14 protein-coding genes are annotated in these 13,810 nt (G+C 62.3%); 3 read left to right on the forward strand and 11 right to left on the reverse strand.

Going from position 1 to position 13,810, the window contains the following annotated elements:
- Window positions 1-82: 82 nt before the first annotated feature.
- Entirely contained in the window at window positions 83-562 is a 480-nt protein-coding gene (locus Q7S58_RS18570; protein WP_304829474.1) for a hypothetical protein, read from the forward strand.
- Window positions 563-788: 226 nt separating this feature from the next.
- Here the strand turns inward: Q7S58_RS18570 and Q7S58_RS18575 are convergent, their stop codons facing one another.
- The 3 genes from Q7S58_RS18575 to zwf form a co-directional block, all read right to left on the reverse strand.
- Window positions 789-2,024: an acetyl-CoA acetyltransferase gene (locus tag Q7S58_RS18575; RefSeq protein WP_304829477.1), complete on the reverse strand. Its 1,236-nt coding sequence runs from the start codon at window positions 2,022-2,024 to the stop codon at window positions 789-791.
- 27 nt (window positions 2,025-2,051) lie between these two features.
- On the reverse strand, window positions 2,052-3,338 hold the full coding sequence (locus Q7S58_RS18580) for a 3-hydroxyacyl-CoA dehydrogenase (RefSeq protein ID WP_304829479.1): 1,287 nt from the start codon (window positions 3,336-3,338) through the stop codon (window positions 2,052-2,054).
- 181 nt (window positions 3,339-3,519) lie between these two features.
- Window positions 3,520-5,037: a glucose-6-phosphate dehydrogenase gene (gene zwf / locus Q7S58_RS18585; RefSeq protein ID WP_304829482.1), complete on the reverse strand. Its 1,518-nt coding sequence runs from the start codon at window positions 5,035-5,037 to the stop codon at window positions 3,520-3,522.
- Window positions 5,038-5,189: 152 nt separating this feature from the next.
- Between zwf and Q7S58_RS18590 the strand changes: the two genes are divergently transcribed.
- Window positions 5,190-5,636, forward strand: a complete 447-nt coding sequence (locus tag Q7S58_RS18590; RefSeq protein WP_304829485.1) for a VanZ family protein — start codon at window positions 5,190-5,192, stop codon at window positions 5,634-5,636.
- Window positions 5,637-5,663: 27 nt separating this feature from the next.
- Here the strand turns inward: Q7S58_RS18590 and Q7S58_RS18595 are convergent, their stop codons facing one another.
- The 6 genes from Q7S58_RS18595 to Q7S58_RS18620 are packed head-to-tail and all read right to left on the reverse strand — an operon-like array spanning window position 5,664 to window position 10,610.
- A complete protein-coding gene (locus Q7S58_RS18595) occupies window positions 5,664-6,332 on the reverse strand; it encodes a glutathione S-transferase family protein (RefSeq protein WP_304829488.1) in 669 nt (222 codons plus the stop codon).
- The gene (locus tag Q7S58_RS18600) at window positions 6,333-7,025 is read right to left on the reverse strand and encodes an HAD family phosphatase (protein WP_304829491.1); all 693 of its coding nucleotides are present in this window, start codon (window positions 7,023-7,025) and stop codon (window positions 6,333-6,335) included. It lies immediately after the preceding gene.
- A gap of 27 nt (window positions 7,026-7,052) precedes the next feature.
- Entirely contained in the window at window positions 7,053-8,255 is a 1,203-nt protein-coding gene (locus tag Q7S58_RS18605) for a Xaa-Pro peptidase family protein (RefSeq protein WP_304829494.1), read from the reverse strand.
- The gene (locus tag Q7S58_RS18610) at window positions 8,252-8,722 is read right to left on the reverse strand and encodes a TIGR03668 family PPOX class F420-dependent oxidoreductase (protein ID WP_304829497.1); all 471 of its coding nucleotides are present in this window, start codon (window positions 8,720-8,722) and stop codon (window positions 8,252-8,254) included. The genes Q7S58_RS18605 and Q7S58_RS18610 overlap by 4 nt, the downstream gene beginning before the upstream one ends.
- Window positions 8,722-9,567 (reverse strand): HEAT repeat domain-containing protein, encoded by an 846-nt coding sequence (locus Q7S58_RS18615; protein ID WP_304829499.1) that lies wholly within the window; start codon window positions 9,565-9,567, stop codon window positions 8,722-8,724. Before Q7S58_RS18615 ends, Q7S58_RS18610 begins: the two co-directional genes overlap by 1 nt.
- Complete coding sequence (locus Q7S58_RS18620; protein WP_304829502.1) at window positions 9,564-10,610, reverse strand: hypothetical protein; 1,047 nt, start codon at window positions 10,608-10,610, stop codon at window positions 9,564-9,566. The genes Q7S58_RS18615 and Q7S58_RS18620 overlap by 4 nt, the downstream gene beginning before the upstream one ends.
- Window positions 10,611-10,801: 191 nt before the next feature.
- Between Q7S58_RS18620 and Q7S58_RS18625 the strand changes: the two genes are divergently transcribed.
- Entirely contained in the window at window positions 10,802-11,167 is a 366-nt protein-coding gene (locus Q7S58_RS18625; RefSeq protein ID WP_304829506.1) for a YciI family protein, read from the forward strand.
- Window positions 11,168-11,485: 318 nt separating this feature from the next.
- Here Q7S58_RS18625 and lptG read toward each other — a convergent pair whose 3' ends face one another.
- Together lptG and lptF are read right to left on the reverse strand one after the other, a co-directional pair.
- On the reverse strand, window positions 11,486-12,586 hold the full coding sequence (lptG, locus tag Q7S58_RS18630) for an LPS export ABC transporter permease LptG (protein WP_304829509.1): 1,101 nt from the start codon (window positions 12,584-12,586) through the stop codon (window positions 11,486-11,488).
- The gene (gene lptF, locus Q7S58_RS18635; RefSeq protein WP_304829513.1) at window positions 12,583-13,773 is read right to left on the reverse strand and encodes an LPS export ABC transporter permease LptF; all 1,191 of its coding nucleotides are present in this window, start codon (window positions 13,771-13,773) and stop codon (window positions 12,583-12,585) included. Before lptF ends, lptG begins: the two co-directional genes overlap by 4 nt.
- Window positions 13,774-13,810: the final 37 nt, after the last annotated feature.

Below are 13,810 nucleotides of genomic sequence, written 5' to 3' on the forward strand. Positions count from 1 at the left end.
GAACTGGGACCAGTCGGCGTCTCCTCGCACAACTCACGGCAATTCGTAGTCTCTGAAACCTGGACAGACAGACTGATTCAAATTGGCCGGCCCAGAAAGCCTGGACGCCAAGGAGCGCAGAGCCAAAATGAAAATGACAAGAATGAAGGTTTCAGACTTGGAAATTGACCCGTCACTTCAGCCGAAGCCTGATCCAGAGTGGACACGCCTTGCCAAAGCCGCACTTCAAGGCGAGTTGCCCGTCTACTTTGCCGCCATTCCTCTAATCCTTTGCGTGCCGTTCGATCTCGACTACCGACCCGATCTGCATCCGGTTGGCAGGCAAGCAATTCACCAATTCGTCGAAGCGGCGAAACTGCGGGAGTCGAACAGCTTGATCGTTTATCCGCGCGGTAAGTGGTTCGTGATTTCGGACCACTACATCGATCTCTTTGCGGCCCTTGAGGGGCGACCGGACTTCCTTACCTGCTTTATTCTGGGGAAGCCTGACAACGACGTGATCCACGACCTTCAGGGACCAGTTGCCCTTCAAGACGTGCCCAGGTTTTTCGGTCTCGCGTAGAAGGCGAAACGCACGTCACCTCAGTCTGACGCCCCACCTATCTCCCTTCTAAACAGCGCGTAGCGCGCATCCTCATCCCAACGGGAAGTCCGAAACCTGCGTGAGGTTTCGGACTTCCCCGAATGTTTCGTGTGAAACGTTACCGAAAAAATGACTGTTAAATAACGGCGAATCCGCTAATCGACAGCCGAGACCGCCGTTCACAGTTTCTGAAAAAAATTTGCGATCAGTTGCCGACGACAAAGACGCAACTCGTGGTGCCGCTGCCGCCGATATTGAGCATCGCGAATTTCTTCGCGCCTTCGACCTGATACTCGCCGGCCGTATGCGTGATCTGGCGATGACAATCGAGCATCTGGCGCACGCCGGTCGCACCCACCGGATGGCCCGCGCCGATTAGCCCGCCGCTCGGATTGATCGGCAGCTTGCCGCCCAGCTCGATCACGCCTTCCTCGATTGCTTTCCACGATTCGCCGGGCTTCGTGATTCCGAAATGATCGATCGCCATGTACTCGGAGGTGGTGAAGCAGTCGTGCGTCTCGATCCCCGACAGTTCCAGCGGCGAGCTGATCTCGGCGCGCTTGAACGCGTCGAGAATTGCCTGCCGTGTATGCGGCAAGACGTAAGCATTGTCCTTGCTCTCGGCGACCTTGGTGGCGAATTCGAGCGGCGCAGTGTGATGGCCCCATCCGAGGATGCGCGGAATCTCCTCGAGCTTAAGCCCGTTGCGCTTTGCCCACGCGCTCGCGAATTTTTCCGACGCGAGGAACACTGCGACCGAGCCGTCGGTGACCTGCGAACAATCGCTAATCTTGATTCGTCCGCCGATGACGGTGTTGAACTTGCTCTCGCGCTGCGCGTGGCTCTCGCTCATGAACCAATTGCGGGTCTGCGCGTTGGGGTTGCGCTTGGCATTCGAATAATTGACCGCCGAGATGTGCGCGAGATACTCGTCCTTCAGGCCGTAGCGCTTGTCGTATTCGTCGCCCAGCCGGCCAAAGAGTTTCGGAAATGGAAACTCGATTCCCTTCGCCTCGCGCTCGTACCATGCCGCGGTGCCGAGATAATCGCCGCCGGTGGTCGAATCGACGGTCTTCATTTGCTCGACGCCAACCACGCACGACAAGTCATAGCGGCCCGCTTCGATTTCGGCGGATGCAGCGATCAGCGCGATCGATCCGGACGCGCAGGCGGCCTCATGACGGCTGGTCGGCAGTCCGGAAAACGCGGGATCGATCTCGATGAAGAACGCTCCGACATGCCCCTGCTTGGCGTACAACTCGGCCGCGAAATTGCCGACGTGCGAGGTCTCGATTTCGCGCGGCTCGATCTTCGTAGCTTCGAGCGCGGCCAATGTCGCCTCGCGCATCATGGCGACGAAGTGCTTGCCTTCCTTGGACCAATTGCGGGCGAAGTCGGTTTGCGCTCCACCCAATACATAAACAGGCGCTGGCTTTGTCATCGCGCGCTCCTTTCGATCATTCAATTTTTATCCGACAAACGTGCGGCCATATTGCAGCACACCGCCCACGAAAAGTTTAGCGTCGCTCGATGCCGCCTGCCCGAGTGCTGGCGGCACCGGCAGGCCGAGCCGCTCGAGCATCGCGACGGTATTCTTCGCGCCGAGCAAATCGACGATCGCCGTCGGCGGCGCCCAATTGAAGCCGTACGACATGATCGTATCCACGTCGGCGGGAGTCGCCGCCACTTCGCCCACGCGATTCAGCGCGTAACTTACATAGCCCAGCACGACGCGGCGGCAAAGGTCGGCGTCGGCAGTTTTCGCGTCGGCGAACACTTTGAGCGCGTCTGAATAGCGCCCCACGCGATGAAACTGCTTCATCTGCTCGACGAACTCGATCGGCGCCGGCTTCACCATCGGGACGTGATTGCCGGTCTTTGGATCGAGCACGAAAACTTCGGCGCCACTGCGTCGATAGAAGCCGCCGCGCTGGGGAGTCTTGTCGCCGAGGCATCCCTGCTCGAGCGCGCGATGCATATACGCGGGCATCTTGAAACAATCGCGCGCTTCGTCGTTGGTGTTGGCGAACACGTTATCGACGATCGCCTGATGCACATCCCAGCCGACCAGATCGACCGTCGCGAGCGGCGCCATCGCGCGCCCGGTATGCGGCCCGATCAGGTAATCCATGAATGCGACGCCATGCTCGGTCGCCAATTGCGCGACTTCGTTGAGAACCTTGAAGCCGACCCGATTGCCCACGAACGCGGGCCGGTCCTTCGTCACGATCACCTTGCGGCCGAGCCGCTTGGTGAGTATCGCGACGCAGTTCTTCACCACCTCGGCGTCGGTTTCTGGACTTGGAATCACTTCGGTGCCGACGATCACGTGCGGCGGATTGAACAGATGGATACCGAGAAAATGGTGGCGGAACGATTCGCTGCGGCCGGCCGCCATCGCGCCGATCGAGAGTCCCGAGGAACCCGTCGCGACGATCGCGTCCGGGCGGCGATACTTGTCGACCAGTTCGAAGAATTGCTTCTTGAGCGGCAGATCTTCAGCGAGCGATTCGAAGATCAAGCCGGCCTCACCGACTGCGCGAGCGAGATCGCGGTCGTAGGTGCCGAGCGAAATCCGTTCGGCGATCGCGTCGGCGCGGGCTAAATTTTGCACATCGGCCAGCGCATCGGCGCACTTGTCGTTAGAGCGCGCCAGCAACGTGACGCTGAATCCGGCGCCAGCGAATACGCATCCTGCGCCGGCGCCCATCGTGCCGTTAGCGCCGATAATCACGACCTTATTGTTGTCGGCCAAGCAGTTCTCCGGTCCTTGATGGAATCGGGATTTCGAGGCGACTGGCCGTGCAGTTCAATCCAGTTGGTCGCGCTCACGAGGCGTAAAAATCTCCGATCAGCCGCGAACGGATGTTATCCGAGCAGCGTCAGCCATGCCACAGCCGCGACAGCAAGGATTGTCTGCCATCTAGAAAATTCTCCTAAGGCTCGTGCCATGCGCGGCCGTCGGCACGAATCAGATCCTCGGCCGCCTGCGGTCCCCAGCTACCGGCCGGATACTCGACGAGCGGCACTCGCGACGCATCCGTCCACGAATCCAGGATGCCTTGCACGAACTCCCACGATTTCTCGACGAAGTGCCCGCTCGGAAAGAGCGTATGGTCGCCGTCCATCACGTCGAGCAGCAGCCGCTCGTATGCGTCGGGCGATACGCCGCCGCCAAAAGTGCTTTCGTAGCTGAGATTCATCCGCACGGGGCGCAGCGTGATATCGAGCCCCGGCTGCTTCGCCATCACGTCGAACGAAAATCCTTCGTCGGGCTGGATGCGAATCGTCAGCAGGTTGGCGGGCACCGCGGCTTCGCGATTGAAGAGAATCTGCGGCACGTCCTTGAACTGCACGAAAATCGAACTGGCCCGCTTCGGCATCCGCTTGCCGGTCCTGATGTAGATCGGCACGCCGGACCATCGCCAGTTGTCGATATAAGTTTTGAGCGCGACGAAAGTCTCAGTGTCCGAATTGTCGGGGATGTTCTGCTCGTCCATGTAGCCGACGACCGGCTTGCCGTTCTCGACGCCGGCGCTGTAACGCGCGCGCACCGTATGCGACCGCGCAGTGTCGGCGTGAATCGGGCGCAGCGCCTGCAGCACGTTGAGCTTGGCCTCGCGGATCGCGCTCGCGTTGAGCGAGACCGGCGGCTCCATCGCCAGCAGCGACAGCGTCTGCAGGATGTGATTCTGCACCATGTCGCGCAGCGCGCCCGCGCCGTCGTAGTACATCGCGCGCGTGCCGAGGCCTTCTGCCTCCGCCACAGTGATTTGCACATGATCGACGTTGCGCGCACCCCACAGGCGCTCAAAAATATTGTTCGCGAAGCGCAGCACCATCAGGTTCTGCACGGTCTCCTTGCCGAGGTAATGATCGATGCGGAAAATCTGCGACTCGTCGAGATTCTCAAGCAGCGCGCGATTGATTGCGAGCGCGCTTTCGAGGTCGTGGCCGATCGGCTTTTCGACCACCACGCGGGTGAAATTCTTCGCCTTGGGATCCGCGATCAAGCCGGCCTGCTTGAGCCGCGCGACCGAATCGCGGATCGCGTCGGGCGGGATCGACAAATAGTAAACGCGATTTGCCAGTATCCCGCGGGCCTTTTCGATCGATTCGAGCTTCGCCTTCAGCTTGTCGAAGCCGTCGGGCTGATCGAGACCCGCAAGATAGTCGAGGCCATCGACAAAACTTTGCCAGCATCCTTCTTCAACCTTCAGCCGTGAGAATCGATTCGTCCAGTCGCGCGCGCTCGCGTGGAACTGGTCGAGACTGAGTTCACGGCGCGCGAAACCGAGCACCGCGCTCTTGGCCGGCATCGCACCCTGCCCGCAATGAACGAGATTGTAGAGCGCCGGGATCAGTTTGCGCTTGGCGAGGTCGCCCGACGCGCCGAAAATCACGACGGTGCACGTCGGCGCGGGTTGCGTTCGATGAATCGTCAGACTTTCCATGCGGCGTTCATCCTTCGACGGCAAGCTGACTCCGAAGCCCGCTGGCGCGAAGCAGCCCTGACTGATAAATCTGACATGTTTTCGACCCTCATGATAAAGTCAATTTTCCCTGCCGAGAAACTCATGCGCGATTTCGGAAATCCGCGACTCCCGTGAGCTCGACCAGCTTCGGCACCGCGGCCGATCCGCCGCAGCGCGGATGGCTCGCGACCTGGTTCCCGGTGCTGGCGTGGGGAATCGTCATCTCGATGCTGTCCACCTCGGCGTTTTCGTCCGATAAAACCGCCGCCATCATCGATCCGATCCTGCAATGGCTGATGCCCGATATCAGCGGTCCTGCGATGTCGGTTTGTCATCTGCTCGTGCGTAAATCCGCGCACTTCACCGAATACGGAGTGCTCTTTTTTCTGCTGGTGCGCGGTCCGATGGCGCGGCGGCCGTATGTCGCGCTGGCGCTCTGCCTCTTCTACGCGATGGCCGACGAGGGGCATCAATTGCTCGTGCCCGGCCGCGGCGCGTCGCTCTACGACGTCGCGCTCGATTCGAGCGGTGCGCTGTTCGGCAACTTCCTGACGCTGGCGATAGCGGAATTCGCGTAATCTGCATCACGCGGCCGCGTTCGATCGTTACGCGGCGGGGTCGAGGCGCGAGCTGATCCGCTCGACGCGGCCGAAGAACCCGATCAGATTCTTCAGCTCGGCGGGAATCTTGAGCTCGCCGGTAAACGCAAAATAATAAAGCTGGCCGTATAGCGAGAAGTCGGCGAGCCCGATTCTGCCGGTCAGGAACGGCCGCGACGCGAGTTGCTCCTCGAACGGCGCCAGCGCCGCGCACGCGCGATTCCAGTTCGCGGTTTCATCCGCGATCGTGCGCTCGACAAAGCCCGCGCCGTACTTGCGCTCGCGAATCAGGCGCCAAAGTGCGGCGCGATCGGCGCCCTGGCTGCCGTAGTATTTAAGTTCGTCGGCGAGGGCCGCCGGATACACCGACTCTTCGAGGCGATTATCGATATAATCCGCGAGCGCGAGATGCAGTCCGCGCCATCCGGGCGGAAAAATCGTCGGCTCCGGATGCATCTCCTCGAGCCGCATCGCGATCCGCGCCGAATCGACTATCGTTTCGCCGCTCGCGAACGTCACCGCCGGCACCGTCATCTGTCCCGACGCGATCAGCAGTTCCTTGCGCTCGAGATAATCAACTTCCACCACCTCGAAATCGACGCCCTTGAACTCGAGCAGCTTGCGAACCTTGGCGCAGAACGGACTGCCGAGAAATTGATACAGCTTCGCCGCCATCTATGATGCTCCGAGGAGTGCTCTGAGGATGTCGTCGAGATCGAGCCCGCGAATCGACGGACGCACCACGTCGGCGTTCGCGAGGTCCGCCGCCGTCGCGGTATGGCAGATCGCGAGCACCTTCATGCCCGCGCGATGCGCCGCCTCGATTCCGGCGGGTGTGTCCTCGATCACCAGGCATTCGTAGGGCATCACCGGGTCGCGCTGGCGGAGCATGAATCCGATCCGGCCGAGCGCCAGCAGCATCCCGTCGGGCGCCGGCTTGCCGTGCTCGACGTCGTCCGCCGCGATGATATCGAGAAAAAATTCGCGCAGCTTCGCGCGGCGCAAGATCGCTTCCGCCTCAACGCGCAGCGTGCCGGTCGCGATAATCAACGGGAACCGCGCGGCGCTGGCGCGCACGAACTGTTCCGCACCGTCGTAGAGAACGTCGCGCTCGGCGATGATCGCCTGGTAGATCGCGGTCTTGCGCGCGATCAGCGCGGCGATGCGATCCTCGCTCGGTGCGATGCCATGTTCGCGCAGCACGGTCGTGAAGCAATCGCGATCGTCGTAGCCGATCAGCCGCTTGAAATAGTCGTCGCTCACTATTTCGATTCCGTCGGGACGCAGCGCGTCGTTGAACGCCACCAAATGAAGCGGTTCGGTTTCGACGAGAGTTCCGTCGAGGTCGAATATCACGGCGCGAATCATGTCGGGGCTATCGTTTATCTGGCCGGCTCACGCTTTGGAAGTAGGCCTCGGCAATAGCGCCACGATCTCACGCTGGCGCGGTTCGCCGCTGACCAGCGCGCGGCCGTTTTCGATCGTCATGTCGAGTTCGCTGCGCACGCCGAATTTGCCCGGCAGGTAAATTCCCGGCTCGACCGAAAAGCAGGTGTGCTCGATCAGCGCGCGATCGTCGAGCGTTTCGAGCGAATCGAGATTGGCGCCGGTGCCGTGCACTTCGCGTCCGATCGAGTGCCCGGTGCGATGCACAAAATTGTCGCCGTAGCCCGCCGCTTCGATCACGCCGCGCGCGGCGCGATCCGCCTCGCGTCCCGAGATCGTTCGACCCGCGTTGACGCGATTCGCGACCGCCTCGACCGCCGCGTCCCGCGCCCGCGCGACAATCTCAAACACGTGCGCATGCTCGGCCGGAATCGCGTCGCCGGCGAACGCGACCCACGTGAAATCGGCGTAAATACTCTCCGGCGCCGGCTCCTTCGCCCACAAGTCGAGCAGGACGAAGTCGCCAAGCTTCAGCGCCGCGCTCGACGCTCGCGACACCGCGTAATGCGGATCGGCGCTGTGCGCGTTGATCGCGACGATCGGCGGCTCGTCGGCGACCAGTCCGTGCGCCCCGATTCGTTCCATCACGAAATCCTGGATCGATGCCTCGTCGCATGCGATTCGATCGCTAAGGCGCCGCGCGAGTTCTTCAAAAGTTTCATCGACCACGCGCCGCAGTCCGACTGCCGCCCGATGATGACTCGCCATCTGCACGTCACTCAGCGTCGCCTCGAAGCGCTGGATCAAGTCCGCCGCGCTGACCACTTCGACGCCCATCGATCGGATCAGTTCAACCGTGCCCGCATCGACGCGCGAGACATACGGAATCGCGCATCCGGGCGAGTAGTCCATCGCGATTTTGCGGCATCCGCCGAGCGCGTTGCGCAGCGCCGCGACCATCTCGGCGTGCGATCGATAAACGATCTTCTCCGCTGCCAGCGCGTCCAGGCGATGCGCCTCGACCGCCGATACGATCGCGCGCGGCCTGCCGTCGGCCGGCACGAAGCAGAACCATCGGCGCGTCGCGATACCGCCGCTCGCCAGTCCGAGGATCCGATACGCCAACGGATCGCTCAGCCGAAAATCGTAGAAGAGCCAGCCGTCGAGCGACGCGGCGCGGAGCGCGTGCGCTATTTCGCCGAGCCGCGTCATCCCTCCTGTCCGAGCTTGAAGCGATTGCCCCAGGCGTGCACGTGCTCCGGCTCGATTTTCACGATTGGATTCTTCTCCGGCTCGAGCGCCATCCCGCGGTACTGGCCGTACTTGTCGCGCAGGTTGCGCAGCGCGAGCATGTATTCCTTCTGATCGTCCACCACCCGCGCTTGCCCCTGGATCAGCACGTAGCCGAGCTGCGTCCAGTCCTCTTCATAGCAATCGATAACAACGGCGACGCGCGGATTCTCCGCGATATTGCGCATCCGCTTGATTTTGCGGCCGGGCTGGCGCTTCGGCTTTTCGTCGATCACGAAATAAATCCGCGCGCCGTCGAACCAATAGCAGAGCGGCACGTTGTGCGGGGCGCCGGATTGATCGGCCGTCGCGAGCCGCGCCACGCGCGCGCCCATGATGAAGTTGCGGACCGTCGAGTTCATCAGCAACGCCAGCGATTGGTCTGACATCAGCGCTTCTCCAACCGGTTGAGCGCGCCCTGCGCGGCGCGCGCGAGCGCGGGATCGGTCTCGCTCGCGGCGGCAATTCTGAGCGCCGGCAAAGTGCGCGAAGTTGAACTGCGAACATGTCCGATCGCGACCGCCGCCGCGCGCCGCACGCCCGCGTCGGGATCCGATTCGAGGCTCTTGAGCGCGATTCCCGCCGCGTCGCCGCTGCTATCGTCGATTTTCGCGAGCACCGAAAGCGCGGCCAGCCGGATATGCACGTTCGCGTCGCGCGCCGCCCGTTCCAGCAGCGCCAGCACGTCGGCGCCCGCGATTCCGAGATCGCGGATGCAATAAAGCGCCATCTTGCGCGCATTCGGATTGCCATCGGCGGCGAGCGAAATCATCCGCGCGCGGACTTCATCACGATACGCCCGGCCAAGCTGCACGACGAGCACCGATGCGGCCCATCGGATGTCGCCGTCGTCGTCGCCGAGCGCCTCGCAAAGCGCGGCGGCGCATTCGATTGCCAAATTGTCGCCGCCGAGTTGCGCGAGCGCATACGCCGCACCAAATCGCGCGCGCCGATTGCCGCGCACCATCGTGCGCTCCAGCGCCTCTCGCACGCGACAATCGCCCGCATTCGCGGTCGCCGCCAGGGCGTCGATCGCCCGGCGCTGCAGGAGCTTGCGCTCCGCGCCGATGCAAGCGATCAGCAATCCCTGCACTTCGCTGCTGATGTCCTCTGGCGCCGCGAGGATCGAGTCGATCGCGGCGAGTTGCCGCGCGATATCGTTCGACCGAAGCTCCGCCGCGATTCGATCATCGCGATCGATTGGCGCGTCACTTGATTTGATTTCGTCCGTCATTTCGCCGCCGCAATCAGCCGCACGATATTCGACATCTCGCCGGCGCCCAAAATGAAATTTCCGTTGCGCGAAAACGTCCGCGTCACCGCGCGCGCGACCGACGCAAGGTCGTGCGGATGCCCGCGAAGTTCTGCTTCCAGTTCCGCGATCGCCGCGGTATTCGCGATGAAGTCCCCGCTTAGCATCGCCGCTTCGATTGCGCCCTCGGCGTCCAGCGCGACGCGCGCCTCGATCGATCCGAGCTGCCCCGCGATCCGATTCGTGCGCGTCATCGACGACGACCCCGTCCGATTCAGCCATCCCGAATCCGCGAGTGCGTGCCCGCGATACGTCCCGTGTGCGGATTCCTCCGGACTGAGTTCCCGCCTCTTCGCTGCGCCAAGTAGCGTTTCATATCCCGCCGCGATCGCGCCGGCGAGTTCATCGAACCCGATATCGCGATCAAGCTCGCGAGTAAGCTTGGTCGCCGAGTCGGGACCGTACATCCGGCACGCCACGACGCCGTCCGGGTCGAACCGTTCCAGATCATGCACGACTTCTTCCATCCCGCGATTCACCGCGAGCGTCGCCTCGAAGAGCATCGCGCCGGACTCATTGACGTTATACGTGCACATCGCGATTTCGCACTGTTCAAAGGTTATCGCGTCGCGCCCGGGGTAGAAACAATTGAGCCCGAGCCCGCGGAGCCCGGTCAGCAGTCCGCGCGCATAGCGATTCATGATCTGTTCGGGCTTGAGCGGCGCGGCTTCGTCGATGAGGAGCGCCGTCCGCGACGGGAGAATCAGCGCGAGCCCGAGCCATCCTTCGCCCGCGCCGACAACCCGTCCGCCGGTCAGCCGCCGGTACGCATTGATTCCCGCGCGTTCCGCCGGCCCGCCGTACAGATGAAACCGGCCGAGCGACAGATATCGCCCCGGCGCGCGATAAATCAGCAGGAGCGGCGGCGTCGCCCGCGCGGCGACCGCGTCGAGGAAGTGCAATTCGAGGCCGGCGAGCGCATCGGGCGCCAGTGCCGATGCTGCGATTACATCGAAGGCGGCCACTCCACGATGCTATCCGCGCGCCTCCCGCCGTATCAAGGCGAGCTATCAACGCGATCGTCCGGCAAATTCACATGTTCTGAGGATCTTGTCGCGTTTAGTTTCGGATGATCGCGCTGTCAGAAATGTCGATTACGGGATTCGTCGGACGACCATATGATGTTCACACCTTTATCCCGATTAGGAGCAAAGCGATGAGATATCTATGCGCCGTCTACTTCGAACCGAAGGCATTGGAATCACTGTCCGCGCTTGAGCGCGCGGCGCTCGACCGCGACTCGATGGCCTACGACGAAGAGTTGCGGCGAAGCGGTCATTACCTCGTGTCGGACGCGCTGCAGCCGGTGAGCAAGGCCCGGACGGTGCGAGTCCGGAAGGGCAAAGTATCCGCTATCGACGGTCCCTTCGCCGAGACCAAGGAGCATCTGGGCGGCTTTATCCTGATCGAAGCGAAGGACATGAACGAAGCGATCCAGCTTGCATCGGGGATCCCGCTGGCGAAGCTCGGCAGCATCGAAGTGCGCCCCTCAATGGAGATCGCGCCGCCCGCCGAACGCTGACCCGCACCCCCCGCGGGGAAGAGAGAAGAGGTCCGAAACCCCTCACGGGTTTCGGGCTTCCTGGGGTGACGCGCAGCCGACTTCGGGCCGTAGGGCCGAATCGCAATAAGACAGGATGCGCGCTCCGCGCTGTGCATAGTTTGCGATCAAAGCTGCTGAAAACTAGAGGTTTGCACGGTGCCCTCTCAGCAGCCTACTAACAGGCCGGAGGCCGCATCTTCATCACAACGGGAAGTCCGAAACCTCGTGAGGTTTCAGGGGAATGGTTTTTCCGAGGATCGGACTTGCGCTGCAGCGGCGAGGGGGCGCGATCGCGCGTCAGCGTTCTTCGCCGAAGAGGAAGATCGACAGCGCGATCATCGCGAACATGAAGTTCGGCAGCCATGCTGCGAGCCACGCCGCGAGCAGCCCGGAGCGTCCGAGCGACGACGTGATCCCGAACGACAGCCAGTAGCCAAACCCGATCAGAATCGCGAGCAGAAAGCTCCGTCCGAGACTCGAATTGCGCGGCAATGGATCGAGGCTAAGCGCCATCCCGAGCGCGACCATGATCAGGCACGCAAGCGGCATCGCGTATTTCAAATCGCGATCGACGACGTAGCCGCCGGGGTCGAGCCCCTTGCTGCGCAAATCATCGATATACCGATTGAGTTCCCACAGGCTGAATTCTTCCGGCTCGACGCGCAGCAGGCCGAAGTCAGCGGGAGTCAGGCCGAGATCGAGGCGCATCTTGGCGGTTTTCTTGACGTTGCCGTTGGGTTCCATCTCGAATGAATTGGGCTGATCGGGAATCCATCGGCGGCCGTTCCATTTGGCGCTCTCGGCGCGCACGAGGTCCTTCAGGCCGAACTGATCGTCGAGCTGGTAGTGGCTGACGCCGACCAGTTCTTTGCGCTTGCCGTCGAACACGTCGGCGGAGACGAAGCCGTCGCGCACGCGGACCCAGATTCGCCGATTGGCGAACACCCCTTTCAGTTGGCGCTTTTTCAACTGCACGTCGTAGAGGTACTTCGCCTGGCGCGTCGCAGCCGGCACGACCATCTCGCTGAGGACGAAATCGGCGCCTGAGATCAGGATCGCGATCGCCAGCACCGGCACCGCCATCTCGAGCCGGCTGATACCGAGTTGCTGGCAGGCCAGCACTTCGCCCGATCGATTGAGCAGCGCGAAGCCAAGCAGCACGCCGGCCAGGCTCGCGACCGGCATGATCTGCGACATGATAAGCGGCAGCTTGAGCGCGAAGTACTCGAGTCCGATAAGGCCGAGGCCGCCGTAATGAAGCAGATCGTCGAAGCGATCGAAGACGTCGCCCAGCAGGTAGGCGGCGGTGAAGGCCGCGAGGCAGACGAGGAAGGGGCCGAAGAATTGTCCCGCGATAAAGCGATCCATCACGGGCGACAGGCGCGGACGAAGTCTCATGCTGGTTGCCGGCTCCGCTCGAAGCGCTCGACGAAATCCCAAATCAGGTCGCCGGGGCCGCGGCCCTGGTCGCCGCGATCCGACGCGGCGCGGTAGAAGAGCCAAAAAGCGAGCGCGGCGAACACCACGTTGGGGAGGCTCATCGCGACGAGCGCGTCGAGCCTTCCACGCTGCGCGAGCGTCTCGCTCACGCGCATCAGCGAGTAATAGAGGAAGAATAGCGCGACGCTTACGCCGAAGCGCTCCGAATGACCGCCGCGCGCCGGCCTGAGCCCGAGCGAGACTCCGAGCAGCGCGAACAGCAGCGTCGCGACCGGGACCGTGTAGCGGCTGGCTAGTTCGGTCTCGGCGAGGTAGTCGGGCTTGCCCTTGGCGCGCGCCTCGTGAATCGTTTGCTCGAGCACGGGATAGGACATCTCTTCGGGGTCGAGATCGGTCACGCCCATCGCCATCTCGGGGCTGATACTCAAATCGTAAACGCGAAAACTGGTTACATGCGACGTGTCGGCGGATTGCTCGACGCCAAAGATCGAGCCGTCGAACAGCCGGAGTGTGATCGACCGGTTCTTTTCGTCGGGCAACAGGATTCCGCGCTTCGCGATAATCGTGTTCTGCTGCTTCGGGTCGCGCGCGTCGGAGATCATCACGCCGGTCATGGTCGAGTCGGCGTCGTTCATCTGATCGATATAAACCACTAGGCCCGGGAAGCTGCTGTTGAAGACTTTTTCGCGGAGCCCCGCGGTCGTGCGGCTCTGGCTCAGTTCGTAGAGCGTCAAGCGCAGATGCGAATTGGCCCACGGCCGCAGCGAGAACGCGAAGTAACTCGAAAGCGCATAGACCACGAATGCAAACGCCATCACCGGCACCGCGAGGCGGTAGAGACTCACGCCGCAGGCGCGCGCGGCGGTCATTTCCTGATCGCTCGACATCCGGCCGAAGCCCATCAGCACGCCGAGCAGCACCGCCATCGGAAAGGTCAGTTCGAGAAACGCCGGCATTATCAATCCGATAATGTGTCCGACCTCGCCGAGCGTCACGCCGTGATTGACGACCATCTCGGTGAGCTTCAGCATCCGGCCCGTGACGAGTGCGAAGGTGAGGAGAGCCACGCCGACCAGGAACGGCGAGATCACTTCGCGCGCGACGTAGCGGTCGAGGATCGAGAAGCCTGGAAGTGCGAGTCTCATGATCGGGCGCGAAGTTTCACCACTGATCAAACTCTAA

The organism is Candidatus Binatus sp. (assembly GCF_030646925.1).
In the GTDB taxonomy this organism is placed as follows: Bacteria; Desulfobacterota; Binatia; order Binatales; family Binataceae; genus Binatus.